The organism is Pedobacter duraquae, from assembly GCF_004362245.1.
GTDB classification, from domain to species: Bacteria; Bacteroidota; Bacteroidia; order Sphingobacteriales; family Sphingobacteriaceae; genus Pedobacter; species Pedobacter duraquae.
In genome coordinates this window covers 568,694-589,668 of sequence record NZ_SNWM01000001.1, presented here as the reverse complement: position 1 = coordinate 589,668, position 20,975 = coordinate 568,694, and the positions used below count along the sequence as shown (strand labels likewise).

Here is a 20,975-nt window from a genome sequence, read left to right as displayed (position 1 = left end):
CAGCGCTATTGCCCAATACGAATCAAAAGTAAAATATGAAAAAAAAGGTAATATTTGGTTTGATGTATCTCTTACCCTTTCCGCTGTTTGCGCAAACCTGGGGATTGAAAGATTGCATCGAATATGGGCTCAAGAATAATCGCAATACCATAGTTTACGAAAATGAAAAGAAGGCTGCTGATGCTAAGGCTAAGGAAGCACTTTCAGATTATCTTCCAAAAATCAGCCTGACAGGTACATTAGATGACAACCTTAAAGTTCAGGAATCAATTATTCCGGCAGGCGTATTTGGCCCTACGGATATACGTGTGGCTTTTAGTCAGAAGTACAACACCAACGGATCGGCACAGCTGGATCAGACCATTTACGATCAGTCGTTATTAAATGGCCTTAAGGCAAATAAATATAGTCGGCAGCAGGCAGATCTTAATGTTAAGCAGAGCCAGGAAACAATCATTTATAACATCGGCAATGCATATTACCAGATTTATGTTTACAGGGAGCAGTTGCGTCTTTTGAAATCTAATCTGGAAACCTACCGTAAGCAAATGGAGGTTTATAAATTACAGGTAGAGAAGGGTGTTACACTAAAAAAGGATTTGGACAAGGTTACGGTAGACTACAACAATGCGGTATCACAGATTCGTGTTTCTGAGAGTAACCTGGCACTTGCCGAGAATCAGCTTAAATACGAAATGGGCTTTCCAATGGCGTCAGAACTTCCTGTCGACAGTGTTTCTCAAAAAGACGTGATGCCTGTAGTATTAAAAACCCCTGGTAACACCAGCTTTGAAGTTGGGAACAGGGTAGACTACCAGCTCTCAACCGTAAATTCTAAGTTGCTAGAAATTGATCAGCAGCGGATCAAAGCAGGGTGGCTTCCCAAACTTACCGGCTATGCAAGATATGGGGCTAACGGGTTTGGAAGTACCATAGGACCCGCTTTTAGTGAACTTAATGCGTATTCGGCAGTAGGTTTAAAGTTGAGTATTCCACTTTTTGATTTCTTCAAGCGTAACGCCCAATATAGTCAGGCGAAATATAAAAGCCTCAACGCCATAGAAAACCTGAAGCTTGACGAAGGCAAATACACCCTGGAATATGAAAACGCAAGAACCAAAATGGTAAAGGCAGAAAGTAGTTTGGAAAGCGACAAACGAAATATCGAACTGGCACAGTCGGTTTTCAAAACTACAGATCTTCAGTTTCGAAAAGGGGTTGAAAACCTCACTGAATGGTTGAATGCGCAGAACTCCATTAAGGAATCACAGAATAACTACCTCAATTCACTCTACAGCTATTTACAGGCCAGACTGGATCTGGAGAAAGCTTCAGGCGGTCTTAAAACATTCTATACTTCACTCTAAATATGAAACGTAAATACATCTTAGGTCTGATCGTTATCGTGCTTGTTGCACTTATTATCTTTCAACTCGCTTCCAACAAAAGTAAACTTGATAAAAAAGAACAGCCTGCTCAGGATTCCATTATTCGGATTCCGGTCAAAGTTGCCGCTGTTAAGGAACAGCAGCAGGAAATTAATCTCGTTAAAACGGGAAGTCTCGCTCCCTTTAAGGAAGCGAAAGTATTATCGACCGTTGGAGGTACCATCCAGCAGTTGCGCTTTAACCTTGGCGACCATGTGACTGAGGGGCAGATCCTGGCGATTATGGATACCAGGTTAATGCAGCTTGATTTGCAAAAGGCACAGACGAATGCCGCTAAATTGCGTCGCGACCTGGATACTTATACAGAGTTACTGGCTGGAGAAGCTGCGACGCAGGAAAAGGTAAATGAAGTTCGTCAGAATTATCTGGATGCTGCAAATCAAGTAAGCCAGATCAAAAAACAAATTTCTGATGCAGCAGTAAAGGCACCAACTAGCGGTACCATTGCCAGTAAACCTTTAGAACAGGGTGTTTTTGCAAACGCCGGAGCAGAGATTGCAACTATAGTCAACCTTTCCCAGGCTAAGGTGCAGCTAAATCTTACGGAAACTGAGGTTTATCAGGCAAAACAAGGACAGCAGGTAAAGATCACCACCGATGTGTATCCCGGCCAGTTGTTTATTGGTAAAATCACGTTTATCAGTCCACAGGCAGACGAAACACACAGCTACCTTGTAGAAATTCTTGCTGAGAATAAAGCAGGTTCGCTCCTAAGATCAGGCACATTTGTTTATGCCGATTTCTCGAGGAAGACCATGCAGGATATCTTGCTGATTCCGCGCGAAGCACTGACAGAAAGTATCAAGGATGCTTCAGTATATGTTGTAGAAAAAAATGTGGTGCATCAAAAGCCGATAAAAACAGGCCTGGAGATGAACAACATGATCCAGGTGCTTAGCGGCCTGAAAGCCGGTGAAACGGTGGTTACCTCAGGCCAGATTAACCTTAAAGAAGGTACACAGGTAAGTATTTCCAAATAAAATTAGCAGCAATGTCTATAACCGAAATTGCCGTTAAGCGGCCCTTATTAATCGTAGTGATATTTACCGTGTTGTTTATATTCGGCGCACGGTCTTATTTTAGTCTCAACTATAATTTATTACCCAAACTCGAAGTGCCCACCGTGTCTGTAAGTACCGTTTATCCCGGTGCGGCGGCAGCAGAGGTTGAGACGTCGGTAACAAAAAAGCTGGAGGATGCCTTTTCTTCTATTGAAGGGTTAGATAAGATCACGTCAACTTCACAGGAAGGCGTATCGAGTGTCGTTATTCAGTTAAAAACAGGCACTGACGTTGATAAAGCAGAACGAGATATCCAGCGCAAGGCTGATCAGGCACAAAATGATCTTCCTGATGACATTGATAAGCCTGTAGTGAATAAAATTAATCTCGAAGACGCACCGGTAATCAAAGCTGGTGTGACATCTAATATGGCGCCACGTGCCTTATATGATTTTGTAGACAAACAACTGCTTCCTATTCTACAAAATGTTAACGGAGTGGGGCAGGTTAACATCATCGGCGGAGATGAGCGCCAGATCCAGGTTAATATTGATCAGGAGAAACTTAAAGCCTATGGGCTGGCTATCGGTCAGGTCACCGATGCTTTAAATAATGCCAACCAATCTTTTCCGGCTGGGCGTATTGAAACGCGTGATCAGCAACTCTCGATCCGATTTGATGCGAATGTTACCTCGATGGAACAAATCAGAGGCCTCATTGTACAACAACGTCCAAAGGCTGGTAGTGTTTACTTAAGAGATATTGCCGAAGTTGTTGATGCAACAGCTAAAACTACTGCGGTAAACCATATCGACGGACTGCCATCCATCGGTGTGCAAATTATCAAGCAGACCGATGCAAACGCAGTAGATGTAAGTGAACAGGTAAAGAAGAAGTTTGAAGAGGTAGAAATACAGTACAAAACACAAAAGTTGAAATTTAGTGTCTCTTCAGATCAAAGCGTATATACGTTGAAATCTGCTGACGGCGTGATGGAAGATTTAGGTCTTGCCGTAGTTATTGTAGGTATTGTGATGCTCGCATTTTTACACAGTTTCAGGAGCTCCATGTTCGTGTTAATTGCCTTGCCTTCATCCATTATTCCAACATTTATCATCATGTATTTTCTGGGTTTCTCGCTCAACCTGATGACATTGATGGCCATGTCACTTGTTGTCGGCATTCTTGTTGATGATTCTATCGTGGTACTTGAAAATATCTATCGGCATCTTGAAATGGGATCAGATAAAAGAAAAGCGGCATTAGACGGTAGGAGTGAAATCGGTTTTACAGCGCTTGCGATTACCTTGGTCGATGTTGTGGTTTTCTTGCCAATTGCTTTTTCAGGTGGTATTATCGGCTCCTTACTTCAGGAATTCTCCCTTGTAGTCGTTTTTTCTACATTGATGAGTTTATTTGTTTCCTTCACAATTACCCCTTTGCTCGCCAGTAGATTTGGTAAGATTGAAGAAATGAACAAAAACACACTGTGGGGTAGGATTAACCTGGGTTTTGAAAATTTCATTGATGCTGTAAAAACAGATTACGGAAAACTTTTACTCCTATTGTTGCATAAGAAAAGGTGGCTTTTATCGGGTGTTATTGTACTCATATTTGGGGCCATTGCACTTATTCCATTCGGATTTATCGGTGCGGCGTTCATGCCAACAGCAGATCAGGGAGAGTTGATGATCAATTTAGAATTAGCACCTTCCGCTTCGATTTATCAGACAAATATGGTAACCCAGGAAGCCGAAAAGATGATCATGAAAGACTCGCTTGTAACCAAAGTATTCTCGAGTGTAGGTTTTGTGAGCGGTAGCGTTGCCGGTACATCCAACAATAGTAACAGGTCTGAGATCACGATCACGTTGGTTGACAAAAAGAAAAGGAATATGTCGGCAGAAGAGTTCGGTACCTATATGCAGAGAAAATTAAGTGCCGCAATTCCGGGCGCTAAAATTACCTCCGCACCAACATCTCTTGTAGGCGGGGCTACAGCATCACCCATCCAGATTGGAATAAAAGGCGTTGATTTGAAAGAAGTACGTAAGGTTGCTGAGCAGTATAGAGCAGTTGTGGCAACTGTTCCTGGAACCCGGTTTGTTGAGCTTTCAGTAAAAGATCAGAAAGAGCAGGTTGAGGTAAATCTGAACAGAGAGAAAATGACCTTGCTCGGTATCAATGCCAGTCAGGTTGGGGCTGCATTGCAAAATGCCTTTAGCGGAAATGATAAAGGAAAATTTAAACAGTCGGGCAACGAATACGATATTTTAATCAGCCTCGATCAGTATGACCGTTCTAACATCAATAACGTCAAAAACTTATCTTTTACAAATGCCGACGGGCAGACTTTCGTGTTGAGTCAGTTTGCTGAAGTTAAATCGGGACTGGGAGAAAGTATCCTGGAGCGTAGCGACAGATTGGGAACGATCAGTGTGAAATCAAATGTTGCTGGCAGACCCTCAGGGTCGGTTACCAAAGATATTAAGGAAAAAGTAAGCGGAATTAAGGTGCCTGCAGGGATTACCGTGGAATATCTGGGTGACGCTAAAAATCAGGGCGACGCTTTCGGTAGTCTTGGATTTGCATTGGTTGTCGCAATTGTATTGGTATATCTCATAATGGTTGCCCTTTACGAAAATGCAGTTTATCCTTTTGTGGTGTTATTTTCTATCCCGGTAGCATTGGTAGGAGCCTTATTGGCTCTGGCGCTAACAATGGATACGCTAAACGTATTTTCTATCATCGGTATGATCATGTTGCTCGGACTCGTTTCCAAGAACGCAATTCTGATTGTGGATTTTACCAATCAGCTAAAAGCGGAAGGCAAAGGTGTTGAAGAAGCACTCCTTGAAGCGGGTAAGGAAAGATTAAGGCCTATCCTCATGACCACGCTTGCGATGATTTTGGGTATGTTGCCGATCGCACTGGCAAGCGGCGCAGGGTCAGAGATCAAGAATGGAATGGCCTGGGTGATTATTGGGGGCTTAACAAGCTCCATGATTCTTACGCTGTTTGTGGTACCGTCAATGTATCTGATTGTCGACAAATTAATCGCAAAATTTAAAAAGAAGGATACAGCAGGTCAGCTCTTACTGGAAGCCCATAACTAGCACATATACATACAAATGAAACATAAACTTCTTCTGCTCTCCATTACACTAGGCTCTTTTTCACCCGCAGTATTTGCGCAGACTAAACAGGAACAAGCCATGAAAAGGATGATCGACTCGCTCAAAATGGAAGGTCTTTCTACTTTTGCTATGCGTTATCCGCAACTGAGACAGGGCTTTTTTGCTACCGATCTGATTGGTAAAGGACATGTGAAGTCTGAATTTAAAGGAAAGGATCTGTATGAGGGCGATATGAGTATCACCAGAATAAGGTCGAACTTTAGCGTTCCGATTTCCCAATGGGGTAAAAACGCGGTCATAGGTACTATAGGTTATCAACAACAGCAATTCCGGACAACAAATATTACCAGTTACAATCCGCAATTTTCTAATGAAGATATAGATATCACGAAGCGTACCGTAAGCCTGTCGGCATCATTTACCCGCTCAGACTCTATCTTTAACAAACAGGTTTTTTACTCTGCGGGTATTGCTGGTGTTACCGATGAAGCTTCGTCGATTAAAAGGCTGAATTATCTGGCTACGGTGACGGTTCCTTTAAAGAGAAACGCAACGTCCGCTCTTACTGTCGGACTTGTCGTGATCATTGATCCCTCATCAGTGGCGCCGGTAGTTCCCATCGTGAGCTACTGGCATAAATTCAAAACGCAGGATCTCGAGCTTTTTGTTGATATGCCTTCCAGGGTTGCTTTAAGGAAGCAACTTTCTAAAAAGGCCTGGACTTCTATAGGTACAGAACTTGGGGGTGGATTGCTCTTCTTTGATCTGGATCAGCCTTCGCTGCCACGAAACAATATCTATACGAGTCTGGAATTTAGAAGTGGGGCAACTTTTGAATACCTGCTTACGAAGAAATTAATCTTCGGTGTTAATGGGGGAGTGTTTACAAGCGCCGCATCTCGTATGTTCGAAAAAAACGATAAGCCAAACGATTATTTTTTCAAAGCTAAAACAGGCTCTGTTCCTTATATAAGCTTTTCAGTTTCCTTTCTGCCTTTCCTGAAAAAGTTATAAATAGCTACTCCTGATGGCAGGGATTGGTTAAATTGCCGACTTAAACTTTGATATGAAGATTTTCAATACATTCTTGCTTTTTCTGCTGTTTACCTGTGCTTTACAGGCTACAGCTGTGAATCTGCCAGCGGATTCAATTTCTTTGGGCGGAAATAAGGTTCAACGGACAGATTCCTTATTGAAAACTATCGATCTACTGCATGATAAGGCAAATGAGATAGAAAATTTGTCGGAAAAAGGTTTTAACCTGGATGAAATTAAGACTGGTTTACCCAGCATCATCAGAGATATCCGTACGCTGAAGACAAATCTGAATTCTAACGTTCAGGTGATGGACATGCGGAGCCTGCAGACATTCGCCACCTTGCTTGAACAGTCTCACGACCAGCTTAACGAATGGAGAAGTGTACTTTTGGGTTACAACCAGCAATTGGTTAACATGCAAACAGAAATTCAGGGATTGCATCAGAATAAATTATTAATAGCTTTTCAATCCGATAGTCTTTTCGTTAAACTCTATACCACAGAACTTAATTCTATAGAGGCCTCCTGGAACAAAGCAAAGCAGTTGAATACCAAAAACCTGAAGGAGATTAGCGACTTGCAAGCATCTGTTACCATTTATTATTACCAATCCGGAGATCTTCAGAAAGAGTTGAGAACCCAGATTCGTAACTATGCTGGTCGGGTAATGGGCAATGAATATCCATTTATCTGGAAATCGTATACAACAAATGTAGATAAGGAGGCCTTAAAATTCCTGAATGCTTCTTTGTTAACACAGCGGCAACTGATAACTGAATATTTAAAGAACAACATAGGTTACCATGCGTTCCTTGGGATTGCCATATTAGCACTCTATATTTATTGGGTTAGAAAAAACAGGAACAAACTACTGACCGAAGGTAAAAGCAAGGAGTGGCTTGACTTTACTAAAGATGCCACTATTTCTGCGTTTCCTTTATTGCCTGGATTGATTGTTGTTTTTAACCTAGCACTATTTTTTGATATTGATCCGCCGCAGGCCTATGTTGCTTTACTGCAACTACTGCTGTTTATTATGATCAGCATTTTTATTTTCAGGCATTGGAACAGGCAGGACAAAATTTACTGGACAAAGATTGGTTTATCTTTTATCTTGTTTATTGGGTTGAATGGTGTTTTTCATCCGGGAACGGGGGTAAGGTTAGTGCTGATAGCACTTAACGTTTTTCTCGCGTTTAATGCTTTGTATTTTATCCGTAACAAGTCTACCGTACTCCAGCTCAGCAAATTTGCAAGACAGGTTAGTTATATTGTCTTAATTTTAAATATCCTTGCCATAATACTCAACATTACTGGCCGGGTTACCCTCGCACGGGTGATGACCAACACAGCTATTGTCGGTTTTATTCAAATTATTTCCCTGCTGATATTTACAAATATTGTAAAAGCCGTCTTTTTTCTGCAGGCTCATACTGCAAGTGTGGTGAAGCATGGTGTATCAGTGATCAATTACGAAAAACTGAACAACAGTATATTACGGCTATTGTCTGCAATCGTGGTGATTCTATGGTTTGTCGTATTTACATCCAATATGAACTTGTATAACGGGATTATAGAGGGGCTGGGTAAATTTCTGTTCCAGCCACGGACAGTTGGAAGTACGAGTTTCACTATTGGAAACATTCTGCTTTTCTTTTTTGTGATCTATCTGGCTGCACTTGCACAAAAGTATGTAGGCTACATTTTTGGAGAAAACCAGGGATATACCTCTCCCGGGGAACGAAAAGGCTCAAAGGTGGTTGTTACTAAGTTGATTATCATCATTATTGGATTTCTGCTTGCTGTTTTAGTTTCCGGATTGCCTGTCGATAAGATTACAGTGATCCTTGGTGCATTTGGCGTAGGTATTGGCTTGGGACTTCAAACGATAGTCAACAATTTTGTTTCCGGTATCATCCTGATATTTGAGCGCCCATTGCAAATTGGTGATTATGTGGAAGTAAGCGGCTATAAAGGCTGGGTAAATGATATTGGTATTCGGGCTACGCGTCTTTCGAGTAGTGAGGGGGCAGAGATATTGGTGCCCAACGGAACCATTCTTTCTGGAAACCTGGTAAACTGGACTTTGAATAATGCACAGATCCGATTAGAGCTTGTCTTAAAAATAGCGCCTCAATCGAAGGTCAATGAGGCAAAGGAACTGATCAATACAATTCTAAACGAAGAAGAAGATGTTGTTAAAAACCGCACGCCAGAAATTTTCAACCAGTCAGTAAATGAAGGCGCGGTGGAATTGAAGGTGTGGTTTTGGATCGGGCAGGTGTCGAGACAGCAGATGGTCCGTAGTAATGTAATCACTAACATCTATGCTACATTCGAAAAAAATGAGATCAAGTTATTGTAAGATAGCCTCGTTATTTTGACATGCCAGAATTCTTTAGATATTTAAAATTCAATGTATATAACAATATAGAGAGTAGAATGGCTATCGCTGCGCAGGTATAGATCGCTTGTAAAAGTGACGCTGTATTACCGGCGGCCATGGCGCCGGAAACAGCAACACCGATTGCGCCAGCGGCTTGTCTCACCGTGTTTAACACCGCAGAAGCTGTGCCCGACAATGCTTTATCCGTACTGGATAAAATGCCGTTTGTCATAGATGGAACGGCAAGGCCCATACCCATTGGGATGACCAGAAAAGGAAGGAAAAGCTGCCAGTAAGGTGTATCTGCCTGAGCTATAAATAATCCGGCAAAACCTGCAGCAAAAAGAACCAGGCCAGTTAGGATAGGAATCCGGATCCCGAACTTATTGATGATACGACCACTCAGCAGATTGGAAATGACGAAGCCCAGTGTTAATGGGAGAAATGCAAATCCTGCATGCAGGGATGGGTAGTGAAGTACATTCTGGAGATATAGACTTAAGATAAAAACTGTTCCGTAATAGGCCCAGTTCAGTATTGCGCCCAATAAAAGTAATACATTGAATGTGGCGGACTTGAACAAATGCAGCGGGAGCATTGGCGCAGTTACTTTATTTTCAATGGCAAGAAAAAGTAGAAAAGTCACGCCACTGAAAATCAGGCTACCGTAGATCAATGGATGGCTTAAGCCCAGTTGCGGCCATTCTATTATTGATGCTATTAACGTAGTGATTGATAACATCCATGCTATTTGTCCGGCAAAATCAAACTTCTTTTTGACTTTAGCCATATCCGTTTGTTGTAGGCGGAAGCTCAATAACAATCCTGCAATGCAGAGCGGAACATTTACTAGAAAGATAAATCTCCAACTGCTCAGTTCAATAAGAATACCACCAACAATGGGACCAGCGGCAATTGCAGCACTCCCTGTAGCTGTCCATAATCCAATAGCGCGGGTACGGGTTGCCGGTTGATGGGCAAATGCCTGGTTCAGTATTGCCAATGAACTTGGGATCATCGTTGCTGCACCAACCCCCTGCAGCACCCTAAAGCCAATTAAGCTCCCTGCATTTGGTGCAAAGCCGCATCCCAGTGAGGCGATCCCAAAAATGCACATACCCAGCTGAAAGATCCTTTTAGCTCCTAAGAGGTCGCTCAGGCTGCCTGCCGATAACATCAGCACCGCAAAAGCTAACGTGTATGCATCAACAACCCACTGGAGCATGCTTATGTCTGCCTTGTACGTCTGAACGATTTGCGGTAGTGCAATGTTGACGATGGATACGTCGAGTTGTGCGATTATAAAAGCAAGACTTGTGATTGTGACAATCCAGGCAAAAGATGTGGATGGCGCTGAATTCTGTTTAATAGACGTCATTTGATTTGTTATGAATCGCTGCGAAATTAGGCAATGGATTACCGCAATACGTCATATCGATGTTAGAAACTCAGTTTACAAGGCAATCATGTTTTTTTTTATTTCTGAACGCGACCAGCAGGTTGAAATCCGTGATTAGCGGTTGTACAGATTTACAGTTAACTTCCTTACTCTCCATGTCTGCTGCCCTCGGGTTGGCCTCACTGTTGGAAAACTTTTCGTATTTCTTTTCAAGACAAAGAATAGCCTTCTTACCGGCTATGTATGTCCTTTGTTCAGTAATATTGTCTTTAGTGCTGCCTTCAGCGGCCTCGCCGGATACAAATTCCCAGGTTACGGCATTTCGATATGCGAAATATAAATTCCCATCAGCCACATAATAGATATCCGTTGCAGAAAAGTGATCGTGTTCGTTGTATATGTGTTTTATAATAGCCAGCTTTCCACGATCAGTGTAGTAGGTAATCGTGCCAATGCGTTCATTACTGCAATTGTATTTGCGTGTGGTAGAATCCAGGGTTTTGCGCGTTAACCTGGAAGTTACTGTTGCATATAGATTTTTTATCTCGGCCAGCGGAGCTGGATTTTGTATCTGAGCTATTGTGTCTGTTCTTCTGGCAGGGGTAGTAATTATGCTGTCTTTTTCTACGCTTTGATCCTGAACGGTTTTCGGTTGCTGCTGACAACATATTAAGATAGGAAATAACAGGAGCAGGGCGTATCTTTTCATAACTAGCTATTAGATTCCTTTTGATAACAAAATTTCCGGTGCTTGGTTCTAAACTTTGCAATCGCAGGCTATACTGAAAAAGATCAGAACTTGTTAAAATACTATTACAGCAGGGTAGGCTAATTAATTAGTTTTGAAATATTCTAACCCGATATCCATGAGCCGACACCTCGCCAAAGCTTTTGCAGCTTTTCTTTTGATGCAGTTATTTTTATTTTCTACCGCCTCCGCCCAATCTGTTGCATTGTGGTTGACAAATAAGGAGGAGACTGCATTGTTAAGCAAGCAGCCGACTTTCAATTTCATTCCTGCCGTTAATACAGCGATCCCTGTTGTTGAGGTCAACGCTGAAGAGAAATTCCAAACCATTGATGGTTTCGGTTTTGCGTTAACAGGTGGCAGCGCTCAACATTTGCTTAAAATGTCAGCAGCAGCAAGAACAAAGCTATTGTCGGAGTTATTCGGAAATGGCGAGCGTTGCATAGGGATCAGCTATCTGCGCCTGAGCATTGGTGCATCCGATCTCAATGATCATGTGTTTTCTTACAACGATCTTAAGAAAGGAGAGACCGATCTGCAACTGAAAAAATTCAATCTTAATGTAGATACCGTAGAAGTGATTCCTGTGTTGAAGGAGATTTTAGCTATCAATCCAAAAATCAAGATTATGGCCTCACCCTGGTCGGCCCCAACTTGGATGAAGACAAATGACAATATTCAGGGAGGGAAGTTAAAAGAAGAGTATTATGGCGTATATGCCAACTATTTCCTGAAATATATTCAGCAGATGAAGAAAGCGGGAATAACGATAGACGCTATCACCTTGCAGAATGAACCGTTTAATAATGGGAATACACCAAGTATGCAGATGTTTGCAAAGGAGCAACTCAGGTTTATAAAAAATCATTTGGGGCCGCTTTTTAAAGCTGAAAGGATCCATACAAAGATCATTTTGTATGATCACAATTGCGATGCACCTGAATATCCGATATCCATTCTTACCGATCCGGCCGCGGCCAAATATATTGATGGCTCAGGTTTTCACCTGTATACCGGACAAACGTCGGCGATGTCAAAGGTACATGATGCTTTTCCGCAAAAGAATCTCTATTTCACCGAAATGATGGCCGTGAGCAGGAATGGTTTTAACGTTGCTACTCCCGTAGATCGCATCCTGATTGGTGCAACGCGCAATTGGAGCAAAAATGTAATCCTCTGGAACCTTGCAGCAAATGCCAAATATGAACCGCATACTGATAATGGTGGGTGTTCAATTTGTCAGGGGGCCATTACAATAGAGCAAGACCAGGTGATCAGGAATACTGCCTATTACGTAATTGGTCATGCTTCAAAGTTTGCCTTGCCTGGTTCAGTACGGATTGCCAGTTCTCAATTTGGAGACATAGGAACCGTTGCATTCGAAACACCTGCGCACAAAATAGTCCTCATTGCTGCCAATAAGGGACAGATGGCACAAAGATTTAATATCCTTTACAAAGGAAAAACAGTAGCGGTAAATTTAACAGCAGGAGCTGTAGCAACATATGTTTGGTAAAAAAAAGTATATGAGATCGATACAAATTATGATAGCATTGATGCTATTTTTAGGTGGGAGCAGTATAAAGGCGCAAGATATCACAGTGAAAACGAGTAATGGGATTTTGCAGGGGAGCACAGCAGGCGGCGTAAATTCCTTTAAAGGAATTCCGTATGCGCAAGCTCCAGTTGGAAACTTAAGATGGAAGGCACCGCAACCCGCCCGGAATTGGAAAGCCGTAAGAAAGGCTACAGCTTTTGCGCCGCGTGCGATGCAGAAGGTGGTTTATAAAGATATGATTTTCCGTTCGCCGGGAACTAGCGAGGACTGTCTGTATTTAAATGTTTGGGCACCAGCAAATACAGGGAAGGGCCATTTGCCTGTTTTAGTTTACTTCCATGGTGGCGGTTTTTCTTCCGGCGATGGATCTGAACCGCGGTATGACGGGCAAAGCATGGCTGAAAAAGGAATCATCGTAGTGACAGTAAACTACAGGCTGGGTATCTTTGGTTTTTTTGTGCACCCGGCCCTTACTGCTGAATCTCCGAACCATGCTTCGGGTGATTACGGCCTTCTCGATCAACAATTTGCGCTCAAATGGGTAAATAAGAATATTCAGGCTTTCGGTGGTGATCCAACACAGGTTACCATAGCCGGGCAGTCGGCGGGCTCCATCTCTGTCAGCATGCACATGGTTTCTCCTTCATCTAAAGGTTTATTTCGCGCTGCAATAGGGGAGAGCGGGTCTATTCTGGGTACAAATCCTCCTGTTCCGCTTCATAAAGCAGAACAACTTGGTGTCGACTTTTTGGCTAATTCAGGCTTGAAAGATATTGCGGCATTACGCAAACTGCCGGCAGAAACCCTACTGGATCTGGCAGTGAAACCCGGAACAACATTTTTTCCAGTGGTTTTAGACGGATACTTCCTGCCGCAGGCACCAATAAAGCTTTATGAGCATGGTCTTCAGGCTGACATCCCTTTGCTTGCAGGCTGGACATCTGCTGAAGTTGGCTATGGGCGTTTATTGGATAAGGCAGAGCCTACCCTGACAAATTACCGTGCAGCAGTGCTAAAAACGTATGGGGAAGATGGTGCTGAAGTGCTAAAACTATATCCGGCAGAAAAAGAAGAGGATGTAAAGCTCGCGGCCACAGCACTGGCCGGTGATCGCTATCTAGGTTACAGTACCTGGAAATGGATTGACCTGCATGGCAAAACAAATGGCTTTCCAGTTTATAGATATATGTACAGTCAGCCTCTGCCCGCAATGCGAGGAGCGGAAGCGACTTATATTAAACCCCTTGGCGCTCCTCACTCTGCAGATATCGCTTACGCGATGGGCAATTTAAAACTTGACCCGGTATATGCCTATACGCCTGACGACTTTAAAACATCCGCAACGATGCAGGGCTACTTTGTGAACTTTATAAAGACTACAGATCCGAATGGCCCGGGCTTGCCCTTGTGGTCAGGTTTTCAGAGCAGTATCCCTCAGGTGATGTACCTTGACGCAAACAGCAAACAACAAGGTGAAAAATTCTTGAAAAGATATACCTTACTCGATCAGATCTTCAATAAATAATAAGCCTGATGTTCTTATTTAAGATAAGTACATTCTTTAGTTAAAATAGTATTAACGGAAGAGCTGTGCTGATGATACTTTTGACTAATTAAATATTTCTAACCAATTTGTATGAAACTCCATTTACTAGATATTCTTATTCTTGTTTTTTACCTGGTCATGATGTTGTTCATTGGCTGGTATTACCGCAATAAGGCCAGACAGAATAAAGAAAGCTACCTGATGGGCGGTAAGAAATTACCATGGTACATGCTGGGCTTGAGTGATGCTTCGGATATGTTTGACATTAGCGGAACAATGTGGATGGTGTCGCTTTGTTTTGTCTACGGACTTAAAAGTATCTGGATCCCGTGGCTATGGCCAGTGTTTAACCAGGTCTTCAATATGATGTTCCTGGCGAAGTGGTTAAGGCGATCAAATGCTGATACGGGTGCCGAATGGCTGGCTACCAGGTTTGGACTAAAAGGAACAGGGGTTAAGGCTTCACATAACGTAACGGTAGTGTTTGCTTTGATCGGTTGTCTGGGCTTTCTTGCCTACGGTTTTATTGGGCTTGGCAAATTCGTTGAGATTTTTATTCCCTGGAACCTCGTAGAGGCGTACATTCCATTTCATGTAGCACCACAATACGTCCCTCATTTTTATGGGATCGTCTTCACCCTGTTTGCTACATTCTATTCTGTGCTTGGCGGTATGCACAGTATTGTGGTGGGAGACGTAATCAAATATGCAATTATGATGGTTGGCTGCATTGCTATCGGAATTATTGCTTTCACACACCTGCATGGGCAGAATGTAAATGTTCCCAAAGACTGGGCAAATCCTTTCTTTGGATGGAATCTTGAACTCGACTGGTCGAATATCGTTGCTGATGCCAATAAGAAGATTGCCGATGACGGCTATGGTTTGTTCGGCATCTTTTTCATGATGATGTTATTTAAGGGTGTTTTTGCCAGTCTGGCAGGACCAGCGCCGAACTATGATATGCAAAAGGTACTGTCTACGCGCTCGCCAAAAGACGCTTCAAAAATGACGGGCTTTGTGTCGATCATTCTATTGCCTATCCGGTATACCATGGTAATCGGGTTAACAGTTTTGGCTTTACTATATTACAAACAGCTGGATCTTAGCGCACCCACAGGAACAGATTTTGAAAAAATTCTTCCTTCGGCAATCAACTCTTTTCTGCCGGTAGGAATTCTCGGTATCGTACTGACCGGGCTGATGGGCGCCTTCATGGGGACTTTTTCCGGGACTTTAAATGCCGCTCAGGCTTATATCGTGAACGATATCTATTTAAAATATGTAAAACCTGAAGCCAGCACGAAACAGATCATGACCATGAACTACCTTACGGGGATCGTTGTGGTAATAGTTGGTGTGTTTCTCGGTTTTTTTGCCAAAGATGTAAACAGTATTCTGCAATGGATTGTGTCTGGTCTTTATGGTGGATATATTGCTGCAAATGTGCTTAAATGGTATTGGTGGCGATTCAATGCCAACGGATTCTTTTGGGGTATGGTAACAGGGATTGCAGGTGCATTGGTGTTTTCACACTTCTTCAGTGGAATTCAGTTTCTCTACTATTTCCCGGTGTTGTTTGCCATCTCTATTGCTGGTTGCCTGATCGGAACTTATAGTGCTCCCGCAACAGACATCAGTGTTTTAAAGCAATTTTATAGCACTGTTCGGCCCTGGGGATTCTGGAAACCTGTGCACGACCAGGTCATTGTTGAGCAGCCAGACTTTGTAGCCAACAAAAGATTCTCGTTGGATATGTTCAACGTGGTGCTGGGCGTTGCAGCACAGCTATGTCTGACCGTACTGCCAATGTACTTCATCCTTTGGATGAAGCTACCACTACTGATAACGGTGGGGCTGGTAGCGGTAATCGCGTTGATCCTGAAAAAGACATGGTGGGATAAATTAGAAAACTAAGAAAAATATTTATATAGTATGGATTTTAATAACAGACTTGAGCAATTAAAGAGCAGGTATGAGACGCTTATTGCGAGAGATAACGTTCCTGAGCCTTTCAGTAACGGAATCTATGAACGTTACCAGTTTCCAATCCTGACCGACGAGCATATTCCGTATTTCTGGAAATACGATCTGAATCCAGAATCTAATCCACTATTAATGGAGCGGATAGGAATCAATGCGGTGTTCAATTCAGGAGCGATAAAATTTGAAGGGAAGTATCTGGTGATGTCGCGCGTAGAAGGAAAAGACAGAAAGTCCTTTTTTGCCATTGCAGAAAGTCCTAATGGCATTGATAATTTCAGATTTTGGGACAAGCCGGTGCTGGTTCCTCACCTAAATGGGGAAACCAATTTGTATGATATGCGTTTGGTGAGGCACGAGGATAGCTGGGTCTACGGAATTTTCTGCACAGAAAGCAAAGATCCATCGGTATCAGAAGCAGACCAATCTTCGGCAGTTGCCCAGTGCGGAATAATCAGAAGTAAGGATATGTTACATTGGGAGCGTCTGGCTGATTTCAAGACCACATCTGCGCAACAGCGAAATGTAGTACTGCATCCGGAATTTGTTGACGGTAAATATGCGTTTTATACACGTCCACAGGATGGTTTTATTGAAGCAGGGAAAGGTGGGGGAATTGCTTTCGGACTTGCCGAATCTGCTGAAAATGCTGTCGTAGAACAGGAAATAGTGCTTGACAGGCGTGTTTACCATACCAACTTTGAAGCCAAAAATGGTCTGGGCCCTGAGCCAATAAAGACAGATAAGGGCTGGCTACATCTTGCACATGGTGTGCGGAATACTGCTGCAGGTTTAAGATATGTGCTTTATATGTTTATGACAGACCTGCATGATTTAACAAAAGTAATCCATAAACCTGCAGGGTATTTCCTGGCTCCTCAAGGTGAAGAGCGGGTGGGTGATGTGTCGAACGTGGTCTTTAGCAACGGATGGATCGCTGATGAAGATGGCAGGGTATTCATCTATTATGCATCGTCAGATACCCGCATGCATGTTGCTGTTTCTTCGGTAGATCAGCTCCTGGATTATATGCAAAATACGCCCGAAGACGGGCTTAATTCTTCCGCTTCAGTACAAGCAATTTACCGGTTGATTGAGGCTAATAATCTAGTCGGAATTATGAATAATAACACCATAAATTGGTAAAATAATACCATAATAATGAAGATTGATTTTGGTCAGTTGTAGCCGCTTCAAACCTTGCTCGAAGGTTAATTTGAGCTACTCCGGCAATTTGGTTAGAAGGCTCATGAATCATGAGCCTTTTTTTGTTTGTTAAATTTATACCTATATAAAAATAAGCATCTAATCCTACCATATTTTGTTAAAATATTATTAATATTCAATAGGCTTTCTGCAGTAATATTGTTGATAAATTAATTGCAACCAGCAAATTAACCTAACCAAAATAAACTGTATGAAAAGTTTTTTACACACAATAACAGTGTGCGTAATTTTTTTGCTAATCCTTCCTTTCAAAGGGCAGGCGCAGCAAAAAACCGTTAGAGGTACTGTAAGTGATGCAAGTGGTCTGCCCATCCCAGGGGTGTCGGTCATGATCAAAGGATCACAGCAAGGAACATCTACTGATAACGAAGGAAAATTTACGCTCAATGTTCCATCGGAGGCTTCCATCCTCCAGTTCCGGGCTATTGGTTTTAATACCATAGAACGACCGGCAAACTCAGGCACTATCAACGTGCGTCTTGCAGAAAATGCTGCGGCACTGCAGGAAGTTGTCGTGCAGGCATTCGGCACGACGCAAAAAAAGGCAACTGTTACAGGATCTGTGGCAACTATAAAAGGTGCTGATCTGGTCTCTACATCTGTTTCCAACGTAACCAATATGCTAATCGGTAATGCACCGGGGGTTAGTGGTCTGCAAACGAGCGGCGAGCCGGGCAGAAACGGTGCCACAATTTATATCCGTGGGGTATCAACATTTGCAGGGAGCAGAGATCCATTGGTTGTTATTGATGGAATCGAACAGGCTTCAGAACGTCCTTATGATCAGCTGAACTCGATGGATGCCAACGAAATTGAAAACATCTCTATCTTGAAGGATGCTTCATCTACAGCCGTGTATGGTATCAGGGGCGCTAATGGAGTCATTATCGTAACAACGAAAAGAGGTAAGGAAGGCCGACCAGCGTTAAGCGTATCTACAAACTTTGGGTTAACCAATGCCACAAACCTCATGCATAACGTAAACTCCTACGATTATGCGGTGATGCGAAATGAATCCATTGCGGTAGAGAAAAGTACGTTTGGTACGTCCAGCTTTGACGGTTATGTTTTTACGCCCAATGATCTCTATAAGTTGAAGAACAACAGGGATTTCACGCCTGCCGAAATTGCTGCCTATCCCGGGTTAACAGCCGATCAACGTGCGCAGTTGGCTAACAGTCCGGCATTATATTACGGTAGTCGTGATTTATTCGCGGAGCAATTTGGCAATACAGGTGCACAGCAGCAATTTAACCTGACTGTTTCCGGAGGTTCTCCAAAAATCCGCTATTTCACTTCACTGGGCTATTTTAATCAGGGAAGTATCCTCAATAACACCAGTTACTATGGTGCAAACACTGGATCAACGTTCGATAGGTACAACTTCAGGTCTAACTTCGATATTGATGTTGCTAAAAACCTGTTGGTTTCCATTAACTTATCCGGGCAGTTTGGAACAACCTCGGGTCCGGGATATAATAACGGGGCAAACAGTCCGTACGATCTTAGTGCGCGGTACAAATCAATCATGCAATATATTTTTGATTCCAACCCCCTTACCGCGCCAGGGTTAATCGACAATCATCTGATTAATCAGTATGCGGCCTTGCCAGGCACAGATCTGGCCAGCCTGCTGGCAAAACTAGGAAGTCAGAAAGGCAATCAAAACGCCATCAGAAACCTTTTAACAAGCGGGAGGGAAAGTTTATACAATACCCTGCTCAGCAATAGCATCACGGTTAAGCATACCATGAACTATATCACCAAAGGGCTGTCTGCACGCGCCACGGCAAATTACGATGATAATTATGTGAAATCTGTAGCCTATCAGCTCGCAGTTCCTGAGTACACTGTTCGCCGGAATATCACCAATCCCAATAACATAGACTTTTTTGGGGGTGCTATTGGTACCAATACATTTACTTCCAATGCCGGGCATAACAGCACCTGGAGGAAAACCAACTTTCAGGCCGGATTGGATTATGCATCGCGTTTTGGTGACCATAGTGTAACCGGTTTATTATTGGGAACTGCGCAGAAATACAGTTTGCCATCCAACGATACCTTTTATACCCCATCGGGCGTATTGGGGCTGGTGGCCAAGGCCACTTATAACTACAAAGAAAAATACCTTGCTGAATTCAGTGCCGGATATAATGGTACCGAGCAGTTTGTTGAAGGTAAACGCTTTGGGTTTTTTCCGGCCTACTCTGCAGGTTGGGTAGTAACAAACGAATCTTTTTTTCCTAAAAACGACTATGTAACTTTCTTAAAGTTACGCGGCTCATTTGGTGAGGTTGGTAACGATCAGGTAGGTGATCCACGCCGTCGATATCTTTATCTGCCAAGTACCTACAGTTTAAATCAGGCTGGCTATTACTGGGGAACCAGTAACGGCTCTGTTGTTAACCCGTATTTCAGTGGCACCTATGAAGGCAATATCGGTAATCCTGAAGTGACCTGGGAACGGGCCAAGAAAACCAACATTGGACTGGAAGCAAAATTCTTCGCCAACAGATTGTCATTTACTGCCGATGTGTATGAAGATAAAAGGGATAATATCCTGACCAATCTGAGCGACATCATCCCATATACCTATGGTGTTGCCAGTAACTCTGTACCTCCGGCCAACGTGGGTAAAGTAACCAACAAAGGCTATGAGCTGGTATTGGGCTGGAGTGATAAAGCGGGTGAAGTGGGCTACTTCGCGACAGCAAACCTGAACTATTCGCGCAACAAGATTATCTATAGGGCAGAAGCGCCAAAAGCATATCCCTGGATGAACGCTACAGGCTATTCTATCGGCCAGAAGTTTGGTCTGCTGAGCGATGGATTTTTCAATAACCAGCAGGAGCTGGCAAACCGCCCCTACAATAAGTATAATGCGAATCAGGCCGCTCTGGGTGATGTACGTTATAAAGATGTTAACGGCGATGGCTTTATTGATGAGAAAGATGTGGTGCCGGTAGGGTATTCCAACCTGCCGCAATACAATTTCAGTTTAAAAACCGGACTTACCTACAAAGGATTTGACCTGAGTGTGCTGCTTACGGGAACTGCAAAAGGATCATTCAGCTTAAACAACTATGCTTTTAATACACCTTTCAGTCAGACTGCAGGAAATGTGATGCAATATATGTTTGACGGACGCTGGACTGCAGATAAGGTTGCGAGGGGAGAGAAGATTCTGTATCCGAGGGCAACGATGAATGGTGGAACAGGTAGTACAACAAACTTTATTGCAAGTGATTTGTGGACGATTTCCAGCGATTTTATGCGCCTGAAGAATGTTGAACTCGGCTACACTTTGCCGAAGATAGGCTTCTTAACAAAAGCAAAGATCAGCGCGATCCGCGTTTACGCAAATGGAAATAATCTCCTAACCTGGAATAGTAAGGCTATGGATCTTGGTCTTGATCCTGAAGCTACAGATGGCGGGGGCTATGGTGTATACCCACTCACCCGTGTATTTGTATTCGGTGCCAACATCAGATTTTAATCAGC

12 protein-coding genes are annotated in these 20,975 nt (G+C 43.0%); 10 read left to right on the top strand and 2 right to left on the bottom strand.

Annotated elements, in window-relative coordinates; translation table 11 throughout:
- Positions 1-35 precede the first annotated feature (35 nt).
- Genes CLV32_RS02605 through CLV32_RS02585 form a run of 5 tightly spaced genes read left to right on the top strand, consistent with a single transcriptional unit; the run spans position 36 to position 8,989 of the window.
- Positions 36-1,367 (top strand): TolC family protein, encoded by a 1,332-nt coding sequence (locus CLV32_RS02605; protein WP_133552094.1) that lies wholly within the window; start codon positions 36-38, stop codon positions 1,365-1,367.
- 2 nt (positions 1,368-1,369) lie between these two features.
- Positions 1,370-2,428, top strand: coding sequence for an efflux RND transporter periplasmic adaptor subunit (locus tag CLV32_RS02600; RefSeq protein ID WP_133552092.1), 1,059 nt, complete (start codon positions 1,370-1,372; stop codon positions 2,426-2,428).
- Between the two features lie 11 nt (positions 2,429-2,439).
- Positions 2,440-5,565, top strand: coding sequence for an efflux RND transporter permease subunit (locus tag CLV32_RS02595; protein WP_133552090.1), 3,126 nt, complete (start codon positions 2,440-2,442; stop codon positions 5,563-5,565).
- A 15-nt stretch (positions 5,566-5,580) separates the two neighbouring features.
- Complete coding sequence (locus CLV32_RS02590; protein ID WP_133552088.1) at positions 5,581-6,600, top strand: DUF6268 family outer membrane beta-barrel protein; 1,020 nt, start codon at positions 5,581-5,583, stop codon at positions 6,598-6,600.
- 52 nt (positions 6,601-6,652) lie between these two features.
- Positions 6,653-8,989, top strand: coding sequence for a mechanosensitive ion channel family protein (locus tag CLV32_RS02585; RefSeq protein WP_133552086.1), 2,337 nt, complete (start codon positions 6,653-6,655; stop codon positions 8,987-8,989).
- 10 nt (positions 8,990-8,999) lie between these two features.
- On the opposite strand, the gene CLV32_RS02580 is transcribed toward CLV32_RS02585, so the two are convergent.
- Positions 9,000-10,388 carry an MFS transporter gene (locus tag CLV32_RS02580; protein WP_133552084.1) on the bottom strand — a complete coding sequence of 463 codons (1,389 nt, stop codon included), beginning with the start codon at positions 10,386-10,388 and terminating at the stop codon, positions 9,000-9,002.
- Between the two features lie 70 nt (positions 10,389-10,458).
- Entirely contained in the window at positions 10,459-11,118 is a 660-nt protein-coding gene (locus CLV32_RS02575; protein ID WP_133552082.1) for a hypothetical protein, read from the bottom strand.
- A 157-nt stretch (positions 11,119-11,275) separates the two neighbouring features.
- Between CLV32_RS02575 and CLV32_RS02570 the strand changes: the two genes are divergently transcribed.
- The 5 genes from CLV32_RS02570 to CLV32_RS02550 all read left to right on the top strand — a co-directional run bounded on the left by CLV32_RS02570 (position 11,276) and on the right by CLV32_RS02550 (position 20,970).
- Complete coding sequence (locus CLV32_RS02570; protein ID WP_133552080.1) at positions 11,276-12,673, top strand: glycoside hydrolase family 30 protein; 1,398 nt, start codon at positions 11,276-11,278, stop codon at positions 12,671-12,673.
- A 10-nt stretch (positions 12,674-12,683) separates the two neighbouring features.
- On the top strand, positions 12,684-14,240 hold the full coding sequence (locus CLV32_RS02565; protein ID WP_133552078.1) for a carboxylesterase/lipase family protein: 1,557 nt from the start codon (positions 12,684-12,686) through the stop codon (positions 14,238-14,240).
- A 111-nt stretch (positions 14,241-14,351) separates the two neighbouring features.
- Entirely contained in the window at positions 14,352-16,178 is a 1,827-nt protein-coding gene (locus tag CLV32_RS02560) for a sodium:solute symporter family protein (RefSeq protein ID WP_133552076.1), read from the top strand.
- Positions 16,179-16,196: 18 nt separating this feature from the next.
- A complete protein-coding gene (locus tag CLV32_RS02555; RefSeq protein WP_133552074.1) occupies positions 16,197-17,390 on the top strand; it encodes a glycoside hydrolase family 130 protein in 1,194 nt (397 codons plus the stop codon).
- A 271-nt stretch (positions 17,391-17,661) separates the two neighbouring features.
- On the top strand, positions 17,662-20,970 hold the full coding sequence (locus CLV32_RS02550; RefSeq protein ID WP_133552072.1) for a SusC/RagA family TonB-linked outer membrane protein: 3,309 nt from the start codon (positions 17,662-17,664) through the stop codon (positions 20,968-20,970).
- Positions 20,971-20,975 lie beyond the last annotated feature (5 nt).